The following is a 20,106-nucleotide window of genomic DNA, read 5'->3' on the forward strand; positions in this document are numbered from 1 at the left end:
GTGACGCTTCAAGAGCTTCTTGCCTCACTGGATACGGTGGTAAGTGAAGGGGATCTTCAGGCTGAGGTTGTGTCCGTTACCGAGGACTCCCGACAAGTGAAGCCTGGTTCAGTATTTGTGGCCATCAAGGGGGAGCACTATGATGGACATCAGTTTGTGAGACTGGCTCAAAAGCAAGGGGCAGTCGGTGTGGTGGTGGAGGAGGGGTTTGAGACACAAAATCCACCATTAGCAGGAGACTCGTCTGCGCTCATTCGAGTGACAAATTCCCGGAAGGCTTTGGGGTTGTTGGCGGCAAAACTTTCGGGTATGCCCTCTGTCCACCTGCACATGGTAGGGGTCACGGGGACGAATGGCAAAACCACGGTGACGCATTTAGCCAAATCCCTGCTGGAAGCTCAAGGACATCATGTGGGGCTGTTGGGGACCGTAGGCTATGTGTTCGGGACAGAGCGACGTGTGGCGTCACATACCACCCCGGCTCCTGTCGAACTACAGAACATGTTGAGCGCCATGGTCAATGCCGGAATGGATGTCGCGGTCATGGAGGTCTCTTCCCATGCGTTGGCCTTAGATCGGATAGCCGGCTGTGAATTCGACATCGTCGTGTTTACCAATCTGACGCAAGACCATTTAGATTTTCATCACACGTTGGATGCCTATTTTCAGGCGAAACTCCGTTTATTTACCGAATGCGTCGATAGCGGTCAGAAGACCCGCCCCAAACGAGCCCTCGTCAATGCGGATGATGAACGGGCTTCCCTGATTCTTCAACATTGTTCCATTCCGACCTGGACCTATGGGCTTCATTCCCACGCAGACATCAGAGCCGAATCCGTCCGCCTTTCTATGAGAGGAACGGAATTTCTGGTGCACAGTCCCAAGGGCCTGTTGACAATCAACAGCCAGTTGGTGGGAGAACATAATGTGTCGAATATGCTGGCTGCAATCGGAATTGGCCTGGAAATGGGCATGACGGTTCGGATGATTGAACAAGCCCTGCAGGCAGTGGCCAATGTACCCGGACGGTTTGAACGCATCAATGAAGGCCAACCATTTACGGTCGTCGTGGATTATGCGCATACAGAAGATGCGCTGTATCGGTTACTTCGAGCGGCGCAGGCCATTACAAAAGGAAGAATCATTACCCTGTTTGGCTGTGGGGGCGACCGCGATCCAGGAAAACGGCCCAAGATGGGGCAGGTTGCGGCACGCCATAGCGATGTGGTGATTGTCACGTCCGATAATCCACGAACGGAAAATCCCGCAACAATTCTGACTCAAATCGAACAGGGCATTCAATCCCTGCTTCCGGACGAGCGGTGTCCCTATCGGATCATTACCGATCGCGCCGAAGCCATTCATGCCGCGGTTTCAGAAGCCAAGGATGGAGATCTGTTGTTGATTGCGGGGAAGGGGCATGAAGACTACCAAATTCTCGGCACTCAAAAAATCCATTTTGATGATCGCGAAGAAGCCAGGAAGGCCATCCGGCGACAGATGGGTTCCCGGTAGCGCTGACGATTTAAGATGGCATCTTTTGAGATCAACGAAGTGCTCGATGCGACAGGGGGCAGGTTGCTCCTACAGGGCCCACAGAAAGGGAGAATGCTTCGAGTGCAAACAGATTCGCGGGAGATTAAATCCGGTGATTTGTTTCTGGCCTTGAAAGGGGAGAAATTCGATGGCCATGAATTTGTGAAAACGGCCTGCAAGCTGGGAGCCCGAGGTGTGGTGGTTGAGGAGGAGCAGGCCCGGAAGATGTTGATGCAAGTACGTCAGGCTGGCCCAGGTCCTGTCATGGTGGTGGCGGTAAACAATACCCTGCGAGCGTACCAGGACTTAGCCAGGTTCCATCGATTGCGCTTTTCAATCCCGGTGGTGGCCATTACCGGCAGCAATGGAAAAACGACGACAAAGGAAATGGTGTATCAGGTGCTGGCGACTCGCTGGCGTGTCCATAAAACGCAAGGGAATTTTAATAATGCCATAGGTGTACCCAGGACGCTCCTGGGTCTTCACTCCGGACACCAGGCTGCCGTCATTGAAATGGGGGTGGATCAAGTGGGGCAGACGACTCAATTGTGTGACATGACCAGGCCTACGGCAGGGGTGATCACCAATGTCGGCCCCGACCATTTGGAATTTTACGGCACAATGGCCAGGTCGGCCACATCGAAAGCTGAACTATTGGATTGGCTTCCTCGAACTGATGGTGCGGCAATTCTGAATGCCGACGACCGATTTTTTAAAATGTTTTCCCGGAAAGCGAAATGTCCGGTGATCTCATTCGGGATGTCGGCTCAGGCGGATGTTCGGGCGGCCGGCTTGGAGTGGAACGGACGGAGAACGGAATTTCGCCTGTTCTTACCGCATCGAAAATTGGCCAAACGAGCCAGCGTGCGAATCATGGGCCCGCACAATATTGCCAATGCCCTGGCCGGCGCGTCAGTGGGTTGTGCCATGGGATTGTCGGGCGATGACATCGTTTCAGGATTACAAAAGTTTCGCCCCGCTCCGATGCGGTCGGAGATTCGCAGGTGGGGTGGAGTGCTGTATCTCTATGATTGTTATAACGCCAACCCTGCTTCAGTCAAAGCCGCGTTGGAATCGCTTGTTGAGCTGAATGGCGCCCGAAGGACGATCGCCGTATTGGGTGACATGCTTGAGTTGGGGCCTAAAGAGGCGCAGTTTCATCGGGAAATAGGACGCCATGCTGCCAAGCACCATGTCACCCATTTAATTGCTTGTGGTGTGTTTGGACACAACATGTCCGAAGGTGCTCAAAAAGTACACGGACCCACACAGGTGTCCGTGGTGAAAGATGCCAAGGAAGCCGGAGCCTTGCTGAAAACCATTGTGAAGCGTGGGGATGCTGTGCTCATTAAGGCTTCCCGTGGAGCAAAAATGGAACGAGTGCTCGACGCCGTCCGCCCCGGGTCCTAGGCTGCATGAATCGGGCTGGATACCAGGGCCATAAGGAGTCCTCGAGAGTGAAACGTCTAACCGTGATGAATGAGCAACAATATCTGGGCGAGGCTTTTTTCCCTCTACCCGAAGAAAGTACATCCTAATGCTGTATCTCTGGCTTTATCCCCTTCATACCGAATTTGCCATCTTCAATGTCTTTCGGTATCTCAGTTTCCGCATTATTTATGCCGCAGTGACCGCTTTTTTGATTGTATTTTTCCTGGCCCCTCCCATGATCAAAAAATTGCAGACCTTGAAACTCGGGCAAAAAATTCGAACTGATGGCCCGCAATCCCATCTGGGAAAATCCGGTACCCCTACGATGGGAGGATTGCTCATCATCTTTTCGGTATTGCTCTCAACGGTGTTGTGGGCGGATATCTCCAATTTCTATGTCTGGTTGGTCCTCTTATCGCTTGTGGGTTTCGGGATGATCGGATTTGTGGATGATTACATTAAAATTTTACGTGGCCAATCCAAGGGATTGACGGCTACGCAAAAAATCGTTGGACAGTTAGGAGTGGCGTTGGGCATTGGGCTCTTTTTTTATCTTTCTCCTGGATATTCCACGGAACTGAGTGTGCCGTTCTTTAAAAACTTTACTCCCGATTTAGGAGTCTTCTACATCCCATTTGCCGTTCTGGTCATTGTGGGGTGTTCCAATGCGGTGAATCTCACTGACGGGCTGGATGGGTTGGCCGTCGGACCGGTCATTATTTCAGCGATGGCCTATTCGGTGGTAGCCTGGGCGGTCGGAAATAAATTGGTCTCCGGGTACCTGCTCGTTCCTCATATTGAAGGAGCCGGGGAATTGGCCATCCTGACGGCCTCCATTGTTGGGGCGGGATTGGGTTTTCTCTGGTTTAACACATATCCCGCGTCGGTCTTCATGGGCGATGTGGGATCCTTACCTCTGGGTGCGGCCTTAGGGACGGTGGCAGTGGTGTGCAAACATGAATTGTTATTAATCCTGGTTGGCGGAGTTTTTGTGATGGAAGCGGTGTCCGTGATTTTTCAAGTGGCATCGTTTAAGTCCAGGGGAAAGCGAATTTTCCTTATGGCGCCATTGCATCATCATTTCGAACTGAAGGGCTGGGAAGAGCCAAAAGTGGTTGTGCGTTTATGGATTATTGCGATCATTTTGGGCCTCCTAAGTATTAGCACATTGAAATTACGCTAAGCAGAGGATCTTTGTGGAACCCTGTGGAGCCATGGAAGCCGTGAATGTCACTCCCGTGTTTCCCATTACGAGTTGGCCAAACAAGCGTGTCACAGTGTTTGGCCTCGGACGAAGCGGCAGGGCGGCTGCCGATCTCCTTTTGGACATTGGCGCGGTGGTGACGATCGTCGAGGAACACACAAGTCAGGATGTTGAGATCGCGTCCGCCGCGTATCGTCTTCGAGGCGTACGAGTGTTAGGAGGGAATGACGTTGCCGACGGGTTGAGAGACCTCGAACTCCTGGTCGTCAGTCCGGGGGTCCCCAAGGACCATCCTCTTCTCCAGGAGACTGTCCAACGTGGCATTCCGGTTATTGGGGAAATTGAGTTAGCCGGATGGTTTCTTCGGGCTCCGATCATTGCGGTGACCGGAACCAACGGGAAAAGTACCACGGTACGCCTCATTGGATCGATCCTGCAACATTGTGGAAAGCGGGCATTTGTGGGCGGCAATCTGGGTATTCCATTATGTGAGGCGGTGCGCAAGCAAACGGATCCGTCTCCTGGGCCGGACTATGAGTATATTGTCGCAGAAGTCTCGAGCTTCCAATTAGAAACGATCCACCTGTTTAAGCCCTGGGTTGCCGCATTGTTAAATGTGACGCCGGATCATTTGGATCGACATCCCACTCAAGAAGACTATAGGGCCGCCAAGCAGCGTATCTTTGAAAATCAGACGATTCAGGATTGGGCGCTCATTAATGTGGACGATCCTGTGGTGAGAACCCTGGCCTTGTCGGCACGGGCAGGGGTCTGTGAATTCAGTCTTACCAAAAAAGTGAATCAGGGGGTGTATCTCGAAGCAGGCGAGATGAGAGCACGGATGCACGGGAAGGATTTTTTCATCGCTTCACGTGATGCCCTCCCGATGCGCGGAGACCATAACGTGGCAAATGCGATGGCGGCAATGTGTGTCGGATTGCTCTGTGGATGTTCAGCGGAGGATATGGTTCGTGCGCTTCAAGGCACGCCGACCTTTGAACATGCCTTAGAGGTGGTTCGGGAGTGGAAGGGCATCACATTTGTCAATGATTCGAAAGGTACGAATGTGGACGCCACCCTCAAAGCCTTACAGAGCTTTCATGAACCCTTGGTTTTGATTCTTGGTGGAAAAGACAAAGGCGGTGATTTTTCGCAGTTGGTTGACAGTATTAAACGACAGGTCAAGGGCGTCGTGGTGATCGGAGAAGCGACTCAGAAAATTCTCCAGGCCCTGGATCAGATCAAACCGGTGACCCTCGCAACCAGCTTGACGGATGCGGTGTCCCAGGCCGTGACATTCGCGTCCAGCGGGGATGTGGTGTTGTTTTCCCCGGCGTGCGCCAGTTTCGATATGTTTCGGAATTATCATCATCGCGGACTTGAATTTAAGCGGGTTGTCGGAGAACTCCACTAAATGGGTATTCCAGCTATCTTGCGGCGTAAAAACTCCCATGTGGAGTCGCGGGCATGGGCGGATCTGTTCCCTGGGAATCAGGGCATCGGTTCCAAGCGGATCGATCCTCTGATCGTGGGAATCACCCTGGCACTGTCCCTTGGGGGATTGGTCATGGTGTTTAGTGCCAGTGGGGTTATGGCGGAAAATAAATTTACCAATGCCACCTATTACCTCCAACGACAAATCGTATGGATGCTGCTGGGATTTGGCGTCCTGTTGGTCGGGTCATTCATCGACTATCGCCAATGGAAGCAATGGATTCCCATGGTTGTCGGAGGATGTATCGTTGGATTACTGCTGGTCCTGGCTGTGGGCCCTCAAATCAATGGTGCTCGACGATGGCTCGCACTTGGATTTTTTTCCATTCAACCCACGGAAATGGCCAAACTGGCTGTTGTGCTGTACCTCGCGGCGTTTCTCTCCAATCCACAACGACGAGTCACTGATTGGAAACGAGGGTTTCTTCCCCCTGTGGCGATGGTGGGCATCATGTGTGGGCTCATTGTCGTGGAGCCGGATTTAGGAAGTACCGTCGTCATCAGCCTGGTGTTCGTCGGCATGATGTATCTGGCCGGAGCGAGAGTGCGGCACTTGTCCTATTTAGGCGGGCCGCTGATTATGGGTGTGGGTGCTCTCATTTGGATGAGTCCTGAACGATGGGAACGGATGACGACATTTATGAATCCGTTCGCGGACCGACAAGGTGCAGGCTATCAACTTGTCCAGTCCATCCTGGCCTTGGAAAATGGTGGATTATTTGGTGTCGGTCTTGGGCAGGGCAAGCAAAAGCTGATGTTTCTTCCGGAGGGCCATACCGATTTCGTGTTGGCCTTGGTGGGAGAAGAGCTGGGCCTCATTGGAACCTGCGGGTTGTTGGCCCTGTTTGCCATTTTGGTGTGTAAGGGATTTCGAGTTGCGGCCTTGGCACCTGATTTATTTGGGCGATATCTCGCTTTGGGAATTACCATGCTCCTGGGTGTTCAGGCCCTGATCAATGCAGGCGTTGTGAGTGGGCTGTTGCCGACAAAAGGCTTAACGCTTCCCTTGGTCAGTTACGGAGGGTCGTCGCTTCTGGTCACCATGTTAGCTCTCGGAATTTTGCTGAGTGTGGCTCGACAGGGACGAGCCGGCCCTTAAGTGAAGAGAATGGTGTAATGCGGGTCGTCATTGCTGCGGGTGGGACGGGAGGTCATATGTTTCCGGCTATCGCGTATGCCAAGGAATTTCAACAGCATGACCCTGGAGGGAGCATTGTGTTTATCGGGACGGGGAAGTCGTTAGAGGGAGAAATTCTGGGGAAAGAAGGGTTTGGGTTTGAACCGATCACGGTTGAAGGTTTTGTGGGCCGAGGGCTGGTTGGCATGGTGCGTTCCCTCATGCTGCTCCCGAAGTCGTTGTGGCGTGCGACCCAGATTCTCCGCGGTCACCGAGCCGATCTGGTCATTGGGACGGGTGGGTATTTTAGTCCTCCCGTGGTCGTGGCGGCCTGGTTGTTGAATATTCCCAGAGTCTTGTTGGAACCGAATGCCATGCCGGGATTGGCCAATCGGGTGTTGGGTCCATTGGCCGACAGAGTCTTTCTAGCCTTTGAGAGTGCAAAACCGTTCTTTTCCTCATCGAAAGTCAAGGTGATTGGCACACCCATTCGAAAGGCTTTTGCCTTGGAACGTCCTCCGGTTCCTCCGCAGAAGATCTCACATCTATTGATCTTTGGCGGGAGCCAAGGGGCTCGGGCGATTAATTCGGCCATGTTGAAGGCTGTGGAGATTTCATCGGGGCTGCGGGAGCAGGTAACTATCACCCATCAAACCGGAGCGGACGATTTCGAACGGGTCAAGGCCGGCTATGCACAAATGGGCGTTCAAGCAGATGTCCGCCCCTTTCTCTTTGATATGCCTCATGAGCTTGCCAAGGCGGATCTCATTGTCTGTCGGGCCGGGGCCAGCACATTGGCTGAGTTATCCGCATATGGAAAAGTGGGAATCCTGATCCCGTTTCCCCAAGCGACACACAATCATCAGGAGATGAATGCCAGGTCCATGGAAGCGGCCGGAGCGGCTCGAGTGCTCCTGCAATCCGACCTCACCGGGCAGCGGCTGGCAGAAGAAATTGAACGATTGATGTTGGATATTCCCCACCTACAGGAAATGGCAGGACAGAGCTGGATCCTCAGGAAAGTCAACGCCACAGAGCAGATGGTGAATGAATGCCTCTCGCTCGTGGGGCATCCGGTCGCGTCGTGAGACACAGGGAAATATGGCACGGATGAACAAGCAATAGAGTCAAAGTGGAAACCATTGTCTGAAGCTATTCAATCTTTAATGAGGAGGGACTCTTACAGGGAATGAAGAGCACGTCCTGTCAGGGCCACGTCTGGAAGATCCAAATTAGTCGTCGTGTCATACGAGAGGCTTATGGGGAAGTCGCGAGCCCGGTAGGCCGACTCCGTATTAAAACGATACCTCCAGACCGACAGCCCATGCGTTCCCAGCAGTGGGCGCATCAACTGACCGTCTTCGGTGATCCTCCCTTCAACCCTGGAAGTCTAAAACATTATGTTTCGAAAAATTCAGCACATTCATTTGGTCGGTATTGGAGGAAGCGGGATGAGTGGCATCGCAGAGGTGCTCCTCACGTTAGGGTATAAGGTGACCGGCTCCGATGTGGGGGTGTCTGACACGATTCGCCGGTTAGAAGAATTGGGGGGCACGGTGTTTATCGGGCATCAGGAGTCGAATGTGGAAGGGGCGCAAGTGGTGGTGGTGTCGTCGGCCATTGCCGGGTCCAATCCGGAAATTCGTGCGGCCCGGGCCAAGGTGATCCCGGTCATTCCGCGAGCGGAAATGCTGGCAGAGCTGATGCGATTGAAGTACGGCATTGCCATTGCCGGCGCTCATGGAAAAACCACCACGACGTCGATGGTCGCATCGATTCTTGCGCAAGCCGGCCTCGATCCCACATTCGTGATTGGGGGAAAGGTGAATGCCATGGGTACCCATGCGCGTTTAGGCCGGAGTGATCTGCTGATTGCGGAAGCCGACGAGAGTGACGGGTCGTTTTTGCGGTTGTCACCCTCCATCGTGGTCGTGACGAATATCGACCGTGAGCATCTCGATCATTACGGAAACATGGATGGTCTTCAAGAGGCGTTTTTAGAATTTATCAATAAAATTCCTTTCTACGGCGTGGCGATTGTGTGTGCCGATGATCCCTGGATTCGCAAGCTCCTGCCTCGGGTGGTGAAGCGATATCACACGTATGGCATGAGTGATTTTTCGGGTGTGCTGACCTCTGATTTGTTTGCGACGGATATTGAAACCAAAGCGATGGGTGTGGAATTTCGGGCACATTACCGGGATCAAAAGCTTGGGCCCTTCCGCATTCGTATCCCGGGTGTCCATAACGTGGCCAATGCGTTAGCGGCCATCGGGGTGGCATTGGAATTGGATGTGCCCGTGGATTTGATCCGGGCAGGGCTGGCGGCGTTTTCCGGAGTCGAGCGGCGGTTCCAGATTCGTGGAGAAAAAAACGGCATTGTGGTGGTGGACGACTATGGGCACCATCCTACCGAGATTCGTGCCACTTTGGCGGCTGCGCGAGCCGCGTGGCAGCGCCCGTTGGTCGTGGTGTTTCAGCCGCACCGGTTTTCAAGAACCAGGGACCTGGCCGACGAATTTGCTAAGGCGTTCGAACAGGCGGATCGCGTGTATGTCATGGATATCTATCCCGCCGGTGAGGCGCCGATCCCCGGGATCACCGGACACATGATGGCCGACACCATTCGGGCGTCTGGTCATCCCTCTGTCCAATGGCTCAATCGTGACTCCGGTTTGATTCCCAAATTGCGTGAGGAGCTTCGTGAGGGCGATGTCCTGTTGACCCTTGGCGCGGGGGATGTCTGGAAAGTCGGAACTGAATTGTTGGATTCGTTGTAATCGAATGTGGTGAGTCATGGAAGTCGAGGATTGTACAGGTGAAGACCGGCCGGCTGACACTGACAGCGAAACGGCTTCAACGAGCCGTGCAGCATGTGAAAGGAGAAGTCCACTGGAACGAATCCCTGGCGCCTCTTCTGTCGTTGCAGGTGGGCGGCCCTGCGGATGTCCTGATCTTTCCCCTGGATGTGGAAGACGTCATTCGCGTGCTCGTAGGCGCTCGAACAGAAGAGATTCCCTTTGTGGTCTTAGGCGGGACCAATGTGGTCGTTCGCGATAAAGGGATTCGAGGCATTGTCATGCAATTGAAACACTTAACCGGGATACATGAGGAAGCCGGTCACGTGGTATATGCCCAGGCGGGGGTGCGGTTGCCCAGATTAATGCAATTTGCGGTGGGGCATCATCTGTCCGGAATGGAGTGGGCGGCGGGGATTCCGGGAACCGTCGGTGGAGGGGTGGTGATGAATGCCGGTACGCGGTTAGGGGAAATGCAGGAGGTCTTGTCTGCGGTTGATTTGGTGAATCTTCGTGGACATCGTGTACGAGTGGAGGCTTCCAACATGTCATTTGCGTATCGGAAGGCAACGCTCCCCAAAGGCGTCGTCGTTGGCGCGTGGGTCCAGTTGGCTCTCTCAGATAAAGCGCAGGTGGAGGCGAAAACCAAAACCTATCTGCAATACCGGCGGGAGACCCAACCGTTAACCCTTCCGAATGCCGGGTCCGTGTTTAAAAATCCGCCGGGGGATTCTGCCGGACGGTTAGTTGAAGCCGCAGGGCTAAAGGGCGTGCGGATTGGTGATGCTGAAGTATCGACCAAACATGCCAACTTTATTGTGAATAAAGGAGCCGCCACCGCCGACCAGGTCTTGGCTTTGATACGAAAAGTCCGGCAAACCGTGGCGAAAAAGTTTGGGGTCCGGCTTCAGCTTGAATGGAAAATTATTGGAGAATCGTAGAGATGCCAGGGTTGATAGTGGTGACGAAAAGATGCAGTCAGAGTGAAAGGCTTATTACAAGGTGAAGACACAGAGAATGATGACACAAAAATCTTTGCGAATCGGTGTGCTGATGGGTGGATCTTCAGCCGAGAGAGAGATTTCGCTCAAGACGGGGCGTTCAATCTGTGATGCGTTAAAACGACGTGGATATACGGTCATTCCCATTGAAGTCGATGCCACATTGCCGCATCAGATCCGGGCAAAAAAGATTTCGGTGGCCTTTCTTGCCTTGCATGGACCCGGAGGGGAAGATGGCACGGTTCAGGGGATGTTGGAAGTCATGAAGATGCCGTACACCGGATCGGGCGTGACGGCGAGTGCCGTCTGCATGAACAAGGGATTGACGCGCGTGGTCCTTCAGGCTGCCAAGGTACCCGTTCCGCCGGGTATGACCGTATCCGGTAAAATCATCCCGGTTCGTCCACCTCCCAGCTTAGGCTTGCCTGTGGTGGTGAAGCCTTGTGCGGAGGGGTCTACGTTTGGTGTCTCGATCGTGCGCAAGCCATCTCAATGGAAGGAGGCCATGCAAGAAGCCTATCGATATGGGGAGCAGGCAGTGGTGGAAAAATATATTCCCGGTCGGGAAGTAGCGGTGGGCGTTTTTGGCAACGAGGTCTTACCCGGCGTAGAAATCATCGTTCCCGGGGGCTTTTACGATTTTACGGCCAAATATGGAAAGGCGGCAACTCGTTATGAGTGTCCGGCATCGCTTACTTCAAAACTGGAAAACCTTCTCCGTGATTACAGTCTTCGTGCTTATCAGGCGTTAGGGTGTCGGGGTGCCGCTCGAGTCGATTTTCGCATTCATACCAACGGACGTCCGTATATTCTTGAATTGAACACCATTCCCGGCATGACCGAACGGAGTTTGCTTCCCATGGCAGCGGCACAGATCGGGTGGGACTATGATGATCTGGTTGAACGGATTTTGCGTGAGGCTCTACCGAAAAGGCTGGTACCGTCCTCCGGGAAAATAAGGAACACCAGGAGTTCTGCGTCATGATATCGGGAGAATCCCTCAACACGAAACGGCCTCGAAAAAACCGGCCCCTTAAAAAAACTGGAGGACCGGGGAAAGCGAAGTCGTCATCGAGAGCCCTGCGGGTCCGGCGTGTCGTGATCGGAGGTGTCCTGGCCTGTCTGATTGTGGTGATTGTAGTAGGAGGACGGCAGGTGATGCAGTGGGCGGATGAGTGGACGGAAATCCAACAGATCACGGTTGTGGGTTTGGATCGAGTCACGCGCGATGAAATTCTGACGAAGCTGGACTTAGCGCCACAGACCAGTTTGTTCTCTGTGGATTCAGAGCTGCTCGCGACCCGGTTGGAATCGCATCCGTGGATCGGGTCGGTCGACTTTGAGCGGGTGTTGCCTCATTCACTGGTGATAAAGGTGACTGAGCGTCAGCCGGCAGCGGTGTTTGGGTCACCAACCGAACCCTATTATTTGGATGCAGAAGGGTATCTGTTGCCGAAAGGGAAGGTTCAGGCAGGGACGACATTGCCCATTGTTGATGGGGTGACCTCCACATTCATGACAGAGCACCAAGCCGAAGGCCATCGACGCGCCAAGCAGGGTATTCACATTGCTGAGTTACTGTCCCGGCAGTTTTCGGGCAGGCCACGGATTGATGTGTCGCAACCTCATACAACGATCGTGGATCTACCCAATGTCCGGTTTCAATTCGGGCGTGAGGTGGAAGACCAGTGGCAACGATTTTTGGTGTTGTATCCCACCGTGAAGGATAAAATTGAAGGTCGGTCGCAAGAAGTGGATTTGCGATTTGCTCAAAAAGTCATTTTTCGCAAGAGGACACTATAGGACATGACCAAAAAAGAACACATCGTCGTGGGACTGGACATCGGGACAACAAAAATTTGTGCGGTGGTGGGGGAAATCCAGGATGATCGCTCCATTCATGTGATCGGAGTGGGCTCACATCGTTCAAACGGGTTGAGAAAAGGCATGGTCGTCAACATGGACAGTACCGTGGAGTCCATCAAGCGGGCCGTGGAGGAAGCAGAATTGATGTCGGCGGTCCAAATCAATTCCGTGTATACGGGGATTGCGGGAAGCCATATCGGGAGTGAAAGTGCGCAAGGCGTGGTGGCCTTAAAAAAACGAGAAGTGACCAAGGCGGATGTCCGTCGGGCCGTCGATACAGCACGAGCCTGCGCCGTGCCGGCTCCAGACCGCCAAATTCTTCATGTGCTTCCTCGGGAATTTATTGTGGATGATCAGGAAGGGATTCGCGATCCATTAGGCATTGCGGGATCACGGTTGGAAGTCGACGTGCATATTGTGACCGGGGCGGTCACCTCGGCACAAAACCTTATCCGGTGTGTCAGCCGGGCGGGATTGGATGTCGTCGATATTGTGTTACAGCCGTTAGCCTCCAGCGCGGCCGTGCTGACCCATGAGGAAAAAGACCTGGGGGTGGTGATGGTGGATATCGGGGGAGGTACCACCGATATCGCGATCTTTGTCGAGGGGTGTATCCGGCACTCGGCGGTTCTTCCCATCGGAGGGAGCCATCTCACCGGGGATCTGGCAATGGGATTGAAAACCGCGCCGGAGGAGGCGGAAAAAATAAAACTGAAATATGGAGTGGCCAGTAGTCTCTTTGTGAATGAGGACGAAGCCATTGAAGTGCCGAGTGTCGGAGGACGGCCGCCCCGGGTTATGCCTCGAGCCTTGGTCGCGGAAATTCTTTCTCCACGGGTGGAAGAAATGTTCGAGCTCGTACTTCGTGAAATCCGTCGTGCCGGGTATGACGGCATGCTCGTGGCTGGAGGCGTGTTGACGGGAGGAACCTCGCTACTTCCGGGCATGGCTGAAGTGGCGGAACACGTCCTGAATCTGTCGGTGCGGTTAGGGAGGCCAATCGGGGTGGAAGGTTTACGGGAAATAGTCAGTAACCCAAGCTACTCGACGGCGGTCGGGCTTATCGTCCATTCGGTGAGTCACGAAAATGAGTTTGAACTAGTGGGCCCTGGAGCCGGCAAAGGCAAAAAATCCGGGCGTTGGGCCGGTGGCCTGGTCGGAAAAATGAAGGGATGGATCATGAACTTTTTTTAAATCATGCCAAGAAAGGAGGATCATGGATCCGTGCCTACTTCGCGAGCCAAGGTGAGTCATCATTTAAATGTCCCCACGGGTTAACAGGGGAGTGGTAGAAAGGAGGAGTCGTATGTTTTCACTGTCTGATGAGGAGCAATCGGTTATTAACATCAAAGTTGTTGGTGTCGGAGGTGCCGGGTGCAACGCGGTGAATACGATGATTGAAGCCGGCTTAAGCCGGGTAGAATTTGTCGTGGCCAATACCGATTTGCAGGCCCTGGGCCGCTCGCTTGCGTCGTACAAAATCCAATTGGGTCCGGAACGGACGCGGGGCCTGGGGGCAGGAGCCAAGCCGGAGATAGGGAAAGAATCGGCAATGGAAAGTGAACACCAAATCCGTGAAGCCCTGGAAGGAGCGGATATGGTCTTTGTCACGGCAGGGATGGGTGGAGGAACGGGCACGGGCGGTGCTCCCGTTGCCGCAAAGATTGCCAAAGAGTTGGGCATTCTCACGGTGGGGGTGGTGACCAAACCCTTCCAATACGAAGGAAACCGGCGGACCAGCTTTGCCGAAGAAGGGATCCGTGAATTAAAAAAATACGTGGATTCCCTCTTGATCATTCCCAACCAGAAACTTCTGGGAATGGTCGATAAAAGTACGCCGCTTGTGGAGGCGTTTAAGATTGCGGATGATGTGCTGCGTCAGGCCATTCAAGGAATTTCTGATGTCATTACCACTCCGGGTTTGGTCAATGTGGATTTCGCCGATGTGCGAACCGTCATGGGCTATTCCGGGCGTGCGGTGATGGGGATGGGAACGGGGCGAGGTCCGACCCGAGCCAGCGATGCGGCCAGACTAGCCATTGCCAGCCCCTTGCTGGAAGATGGAAGCGTGGAAGGGGCAAGAGGATTGTTATTGAATATTACCGGCGGGCCCAATCTCACGTTGCATGAAGTAAACGAAGCGTCCAATATTGCCCGGGAAGCGGCAGATCCTCAAGCCAATATCATCGTGGGTCAGGTCATTAATCCCGAACTAGGGGATGAATTAACCGTGACAGTCATTGCCACAGGATTCGAACAGACCGAGTCGGTCATGCGGTTTTCCAATGCGCATCAACCGACCCTTGTGGTGGAGCCTGTCAAAAAGCCCGCACTCGTGGCTGTGCCTGCGGAAAATGGGGCTAGCAACGGTTCTGAGGATCTCGATCGGCCCACCTATATGCGACGACAGGCGACTGCCAGACCGATTCCCGAAAAGACCAGCCTGTTGGTGGATGATGATTGGGATGTGCCGACTTTTTTACGGAGGAAAGCGGAGAACTAATCCCATGAATGTGGAGAAACGTCCCTTCCCTAAGGGATCGGGAGTGTCTGATGACGGATTGACGAGTGATATGATCCCTGTGCGGCATTTCTTCGGGACCCGGAGTACGCCGGTAGGGTTAGCCACTCATATACAACTTGGGCACATTGCGAGCGGGCCGCGGGAGTTTCCTGCTGTCGTCGCGCTCAAGCAAATCCATAGTACCCGGGTGGTCGTCATCCACACCCATCGGGGGCTAGGGGCATTAGACCAGGCCGAGGGGGACGCGTTGGTCACCAATCAACCTGAAACCCTGGTGGTCGTGCGCACCGCGGATTGTGTCCCGGTGCTGCTGGTCGAGAAGGCCAGGGGAGTGGTTGGTGCCATTCATGCCGGATGGCGCGGCGCCGTGGGGCGGCATCGTGGCAGAAACCATCCGGTCTTGCGTGAATGAATTCGGGGCAAAACCGGAGCATATGCATTTGGCGATCGGTCCCTCTATCGGACCGTGTTGTTACGAAGTCGATGAACAGGTCATCAACCCGTTGCGAAGCCGGTATCCAGCGTGGCCCGGGGTGCTTCAAGAAACCCGCGAAGGCAAAGGGTTCTTAGACCTCAAACAACTGATCTATCACCAGATCCGCGCCGGTGGAGTTCCTGACTCTCAGATTGGACGGGTGGACCATTGCACCCATTGTCGGGACGATCTCTTTTATTCTTACAGGCGGGAGGGGCAGGTGAATGGGAGCATGTATAGTGGAATTATCCTGCCTGCTGCCTAAGGATTGATCTCGCTTGCCGGGAGTGGCAAGGTTGTATGCGATGTAGGGACGCATCGCTGACCCCATTTTAAGCGATTCGCCCCACCTTGTGGTTTCCAAGAAAAAGTGCTGGTAGAAGAGGGCATGGCATTGGTGCCCCCAATTATTGAGTCAATGTGAAGTTCTGCGTTGCCGGGTTTCGTCCCGCAGGCCAGGATTTGCCTGAGGCGTCTCGAAGAGCGCGACTATTGTGGTGCAGGCAAAAGGCATCAAAACCATTGACGCCCCGTCTGGCCTCATGAGAGGGACGACGCGAGCCTGTGGAAGGCGGACCCACTCGCGGAGTTTTTCCTGAGTTGGGTCGAAGGACTGAAAACAAGGCCCGCCAGCAGATGAGAGCATCCCTCCCTTGGGCCAGACGGCAGGCGTCGGACCATGGGAGATGAACCATTCAGGGCTCCACATGAAAGAGCGAGGAGTCCAATATTCAGTCTGTCCTCTTTTATCCCTGCCCGTGACTCAAGCGGCAATCCCGTTTACAATAGAAGTCATATGAAAAATCTTCGGTGTTCTTGTTGAAGGATGGCCACGTTTCCAACTCCATTACCCATAGGATTCAGATTATCCAGGAGAACATCCGGCAGGCCGCCGTTCGTGTCGGGCGGGATCCTTCCGGAGTTCGGTTGGTGGCGGCGACCAAAACCGTCCCCGCCGTCAATTTAGAGGAAGCCTATAGGGCGGGGGTGCGAATATTTGGAGAAAACCGCCTTCAGGAGGCTCAGGAAAAGCGACAGATTCTGGGGCCACGAGAAGGCTTAGTCTGGCACTTCATTGGTCGGATGCAACGTCGGAAACTCAAAGATCTTGTCGGGAATTTTTCGTTGCTGCATTCCGTGGAAAGTCTGGAGCAGGCCGAGAATATGGATGCCGTGGCCGGGAAAATCGGGATTCAACAAGCCGTGTTACTCGAAGTGAATGTCGGGGAGGAAGCCAGCAAGGGAGGATTTACCTCACAGGAGGTGGAAGCCAGGATAGAGGAGCTGGACCGGCTCCCTCACCTCGAGATCCAGGGGCTCATGACGCTTCCGCCTTGGAAAGAAAATCCTGAAGACGTTCGTCCCTATTTTACGCAAGTCAGTCGATTGCGAGATGGGCTGGCCCGACAGACATGGCGTCGTGTGCGGATGACCGAATTGTCCATGGGCATGTCTCATGACTACGAGATCGCGATAGAAGAAGGGGCGACGATGGTTCGGATCGGCACGGCTATTTTTGGAAGTCGAGGGAAAGCCGTCAGTCCCAACTCGGTGGGATGACAGGGCCGATGTCGATAACGCTATTGAATATTTGAAAAGATTTCCGTTTGTCGGCATGTGGGAAATCCAAAGCCATACAAAAAAAGAGTGTTCAAGAAGGCACGTCCAGCAAAGCCGCAGCCACTTGGGCGGAGGGCCCGTATAAGGAAGTACGTGAGGCCGGCCAAGTGACGACCTGCCTGTGCGAAGCCGTTTTCCGCCTTTGTCGCCCCCTTTGGCGAAGGGGGCTCGTCGAAGGCAGGGAACCCCGCTGGCGGTCCCTTCGGCCAGACTCAGGGCATGCTTTTTCATTATTCTTATCTGTAAAGGAGGATCATGTTTATTGCCGGTAACGTTCTACAGGCGATTGCGACCATCCTGGATACGATTTTATGGATCTATATGTGGGTTATTATTATTCGAGCCTTGATATCCTGGGTGAACCCCGATCCCTGGAATCCTATTGTTCAGTTTTTAGAAAGAATGACGGAGCCGGTCCTTTCTCAAATCCGGCGTCGGGTTGGCATGCTCGGGTTGGGAATTGATTTATCTCCGATCATTGCTATCCTTATTATTATGTTTTTCCAGATTGCCGTGGTAGCATCTTTGAAGGATCTCGCGCTCAGAATGCACTAGCCGGTGAGGGGGAAAGGAGTCGTCATGAAAATTACACCGTTGGACATTCAGCATAAAGTCTTTGATACCCAATGGCGAGGTTATCACAAGACGCAGGTGGACCAATTTTTGGAAGAAATCGCCGAGTCGGTTGAGGAACTTACCAAGGACAACCTGGTGCTCAAAGAGAAATTGTCCGGGAAGGATGATGAAGTGGGTCAGCTCAAACGAGCGGAAACCACGCTGACCAGTACGCTTATTTCAACCCAATCCTTTGTCGACCAACTCAAGCATGGTGCCCAACGGGATGCGGATCTTTTGGTGAAAGAGGCGGAGTTGAAAGCCGAAGAAATTCTGGCGCAAAGCCGGGCCGAACTTGCCGAAATGCGTCGAATGATCTCGACACTTAAACAGCAGCGGGCGCTGGTGCTGGATCGCCTACGGTTGACACTGAGTTCCTTCCATCGGTTAGTAGAAATTGAAGAGCGACCGGACGACGCGTTTGAAGGGGAAGGCGAGCCGGAAATGAGTGCGGAGCGAGCCTCCCATCGGGAAGCCGGCTAGACGTTTCGACCTCCTCAGTACATTGTGGATCAGACCGATCCTATGGTGCGTATCCTCCTTGAAGGACTTCATGCGCAGGTATTTCCTGGTGCGGTCTTGTTCGTTCGGCACCAGGGCTATCTTCGGATGCATCATGCCGTGGGTCTTACCTCCGGACTTCCGGATGCCTATCCTGTCCAACTTCAGACAATCTACGACCTCGCTTCCCTCACCAAGCCTCTGGCAACCGCATCGGCTATTCTGCTCCTGGTGCAGGATGGACATCTGGATCTATCAACGTCCATCGACACGTGGCTCCCTGAAACGAAAAACTTCCCATTAGGCCGGGTGCGTCTCAAGGACGTGCTCTCTCATCAAAGCGGCCTTCCAGCCTGGCGTCCGTTTTACAGGTCTTTCCCTCCGGCTCTCCCCCCAGATCTTCCAGCCCGTCAGGAACGAGCCACGGCATTTCTGGAGTTAATTCTCAAGGAACCGATAGAAGCAGGGGCGGACCCCAAAAGCCTCTACAGTGATTTGGGCTATATGGTCCTGGGGTTGATCGTGGAACGGATCACGAATCAATCATTGGCCGATTTTTGCCGGAGACGGATCTATGGGCCCCTCCATGCGAGCCCACTTGGCTATCGAGAGCCGAATGTGGCTGCCACATTGGATGCATCAATTGGTGGGTGCGCACCCACTGAACAGGATCCTTGGCGTGGGCGTCTTTTGCAGGGGGAGGTGCATGATGAAAATGCGTTCGCGCTGGGAGGCATTGCCGGGCACGCAGGACTCTTTGGAACTGCCGAAGCCGTAGGGCAGGTTACCCAAGCTTGGCTGAAAAGTTATAATGGCAACTCCGGTCTTTTTGATTCTCACCTGGTGAAACAGTTTGTGGCGGCCCAGCCTGGAACCAGTTGGGCTTTAGGCTGGGATACGCCCTCACAACCCTCCTCCTCGGGCCAGTGGTTTTCGCCGGAATCATTCGGCCATCTGGGGTTTACCGGAACAAGTATCTGGATAGACCCGACTCGTGACCTGGAAGTCATTTTTCTTTCCAATCGAGTTCATCCTACCCGGGACAATCAAGCCATCAAAGCCTTCCGTCCTAAACTTCATGATGCGATTATTCAGGAATTGGGGGCATGATCTCGGCTGAGATTTAAGCGTTGCCGGGTTTCGGCCCGGCAGCCGAGGTCCTTTTTCTTTCGGGAAAAGGACCCAAAACCAGTGACGCCCAGTTCGGCCTCATCAGATTAAGCGGACGCGGGAAATAGGAGGGCGGACCAACTCGCTCCGCTCAAACAAGGCCCGCCAATGTTTGAAGAGCGTCCGCCCATAGGGCCGAACAGCAGGCGTCGTTGAAAAGGAAGTGGAGGGTTGCAGGGATTGGGGTGTACTCCATGAATGGTTGTATTGTCCCTCCAAATATATTCCGACGTGTTCGAGCACAATATTCTACTATTTGGAATGAGTGGTAGGTACTGGCGTGGCCGGGTTTCGGCCCGGCAGCAGAGGTTTTGCCTGATGCGTCTCTAGGAGCGCAACCTTTGTTGTGGAGGCAAAAGTAGCCAAAACCATTGACGCCCTGCCTGGTCGGATCAGATAGGGCGAACGCGAATCTTAAGAGGGCGGTCCAACTCGCAGGGCTCAAACAAGGCCCGCCAGGGGATGGGAGTGTTCGCCCCGAGGGCCAGTGAGCAGGCGTCAGGGAAAGAGAAGAAGGAAGCTCATGCCGACAATAATACTTTGAAACTTTTCTTAAATGCCTATGAGGAAAAGTGTGCAATCAGGTAACTGGGGTTCACGCAAATCATCGGTCTTGTCGAAGGGATTTTAAGTCGAGCTGAAATTCCAAAGCCTACCAGGGGATGTGAACGTCCGACTATAGGGCCGAACAGCAGGCGTCGTTGAAAAGGTGGTGAGTCGTAGAGATTGGGGTGTATTCCATGGATTTATTTTA

At 53.8% G+C, this 20,106-nt stretch carries 19 protein-coding genes; 18 read left to right on the forward strand and 1 reads right to left on the reverse strand.

Annotated elements, in window-relative coordinates:
* The 6 genes from PP769_RS06435 to murG all read left to right on the forward strand — a co-directional run bounded on the left by PP769_RS06435 (position 1) and on the right by murG (position 7,870).
* Positions 1-1,515, forward strand: coding sequence for a UDP-N-acetylmuramoyl-L-alanyl-D-glutamate--2,6-diaminopimelate ligase (locus PP769_RS06435; protein WP_312646139.1), 1,515 nt, complete (start codon positions 1-3; stop codon positions 1,513-1,515).
* Positions 1,516-1,530: 15 nt separating this feature from the next.
* Positions 1,531-2,946 (forward strand): UDP-N-acetylmuramoyl-tripeptide--D-alanyl-D-alanine ligase, encoded by a 1,416-nt coding sequence (locus PP769_RS06440; RefSeq protein WP_312646140.1) that lies wholly within the window; start codon positions 1,531-1,533, stop codon positions 2,944-2,946.
* A 127-nt stretch (positions 2,947-3,073) separates the two neighbouring features.
* Positions 3,074-4,150: a phospho-N-acetylmuramoyl-pentapeptide-transferase gene (mraY, locus tag PP769_RS06445; RefSeq protein WP_312646141.1), complete on the forward strand. Its 1,077-nt coding sequence runs from the start codon at positions 3,074-3,076 to the stop codon at positions 4,148-4,150.
* Positions 4,151-4,163: 13 nt separating this feature from the next.
* Complete coding sequence (gene murD, locus PP769_RS06450) at positions 4,164-5,585, forward strand: UDP-N-acetylmuramoyl-L-alanine--D-glutamate ligase (protein ID WP_312646143.1); 1,422 nt, start codon at positions 4,164-4,166, stop codon at positions 5,583-5,585.
* Complete coding sequence (ftsW, locus tag PP769_RS06455) at positions 5,586-6,764, forward strand: putative lipid II flippase FtsW (protein ID WP_312646144.1); 1,179 nt, start codon at positions 5,586-5,588, stop codon at positions 6,762-6,764.
* 17 nt (positions 6,765-6,781) lie between these two features.
* Positions 6,782-7,870, forward strand: coding sequence for an undecaprenyldiphospho-muramoylpentapeptide beta-N-acetylglucosaminyltransferase (gene murG / locus PP769_RS06460; RefSeq protein WP_312646145.1), 1,089 nt, complete (start codon positions 6,782-6,784; stop codon positions 7,868-7,870).
* A gap of 92 nt (positions 7,871-7,962) precedes the next feature.
* Here the strand turns inward: murG and PP769_RS06465 are convergent, their stop codons facing one another.
* Positions 7,963-8,130, reverse strand: a complete 168-nt coding sequence (locus PP769_RS06465; protein ID WP_312646146.1) for a hypothetical protein — start codon at positions 8,128-8,130, stop codon at positions 7,963-7,965.
* Positions 8,131-8,182: 52 nt separating this feature from the next.
* On the opposite strand from PP769_RS06465, the gene murC reads away from it, so the two are divergent.
* The 12 genes from murC to PP769_RS06525 all read left to right on the forward strand — a co-directional run bounded on the left by murC (position 8,183) and on the right by PP769_RS06525 (position 19,292).
* Complete coding sequence (murC, locus tag PP769_RS06470; RefSeq protein ID WP_312646147.1) at positions 8,183-9,562, forward strand: UDP-N-acetylmuramate--L-alanine ligase; 1,380 nt, start codon at positions 8,183-8,185, stop codon at positions 9,560-9,562.
* Positions 9,563-9,600: 38 nt separating this feature from the next.
* Positions 9,601-10,521, forward strand: a complete 921-nt coding sequence (murB, locus tag PP769_RS06475; RefSeq protein ID WP_312646148.1) for a UDP-N-acetylmuramate dehydrogenase — start codon at positions 9,601-9,603, stop codon at positions 10,519-10,521.
* A 76-nt stretch (positions 10,522-10,597) separates the two neighbouring features.
* Positions 10,598-11,566 (forward strand): D-alanine--D-alanine ligase family protein, encoded by a 969-nt coding sequence (locus PP769_RS06480; RefSeq protein ID WP_312646149.1) that lies wholly within the window; start codon positions 10,598-10,600, stop codon positions 11,564-11,566.
* Positions 11,563-12,384: a cell division protein FtsQ/DivIB gene (locus tag PP769_RS06485; RefSeq protein ID WP_312646150.1), complete on the forward strand. Its 822-nt coding sequence runs from the start codon at positions 11,563-11,565 to the stop codon at positions 12,382-12,384. Before PP769_RS06480 ends, PP769_RS06485 begins: the two co-directional genes overlap by 4 nt.
* A 3-nt stretch (positions 12,385-12,387) precedes the next feature.
* Entirely contained in the window at positions 12,388-13,641 is a 1,254-nt protein-coding gene (gene ftsA, locus PP769_RS06490; protein WP_312646152.1) for a cell division protein FtsA, read from the forward strand.
* 112 nt (positions 13,642-13,753) lie between these two features.
* Entirely contained in the window at positions 13,754-14,950 is a 1,197-nt protein-coding gene (gene ftsZ / locus PP769_RS06495; protein WP_312646153.1) for a cell division protein FtsZ, read from the forward strand.
* Between the two features lie 4 nt (positions 14,951-14,954).
* Complete coding sequence (locus tag PP769_RS06500; RefSeq protein ID WP_312646154.1) at positions 14,955-15,383, forward strand: laccase domain-containing protein; 429 nt, start codon at positions 14,955-14,957, stop codon at positions 15,381-15,383.
* Positions 15,352-15,711, forward strand: a complete 360-nt coding sequence (locus PP769_RS06505) for a laccase domain-containing protein (protein ID WP_312646155.1) — start codon at positions 15,352-15,354, stop codon at positions 15,709-15,711. Before PP769_RS06500 ends, PP769_RS06505 begins: the two co-directional genes overlap by 32 nt.
* A 545-nt stretch (positions 15,712-16,256) precedes the next feature.
* Positions 16,257-17,006, forward strand: a complete 750-nt coding sequence (locus PP769_RS06510; RefSeq protein WP_312646156.1) for a YggS family pyridoxal phosphate-dependent enzyme — start codon at positions 16,257-16,259, stop codon at positions 17,004-17,006.
* A 315-nt stretch (positions 17,007-17,321) separates the two neighbouring features.
* The gene (locus tag PP769_RS06515; protein WP_312646157.1) at positions 17,322-17,621 is read left to right on the forward strand and encodes a YggT family protein; all 300 of its coding nucleotides are present in this window, start codon (positions 17,322-17,324) and stop codon (positions 17,619-17,621) included.
* Between the two features lie 24 nt (positions 17,622-17,645).
* Positions 17,646-18,164, forward strand: a complete 519-nt coding sequence (locus tag PP769_RS06520) for a DivIVA domain-containing protein (RefSeq protein WP_312646158.1) — start codon at positions 17,646-17,648, stop codon at positions 18,162-18,164.
* A 42-nt stretch (positions 18,165-18,206) separates the two neighbouring features.
* Positions 18,207-19,292 (forward strand): serine hydrolase domain-containing protein, encoded by a 1,086-nt coding sequence (locus PP769_RS06525; protein WP_312646159.1) that lies wholly within the window; start codon positions 18,207-18,209, stop codon positions 19,290-19,292.
* Positions 19,293-20,106 lie beyond the last annotated feature (814 nt).

The organism is Candidatus Nitrospira allomarina, from assembly GCF_032050975.1.
Lineage (GTDB): Bacteria > Nitrospirota > Nitrospiria > Nitrospirales > UBA8639 > Nitrospira_E > Nitrospira_E allomarina.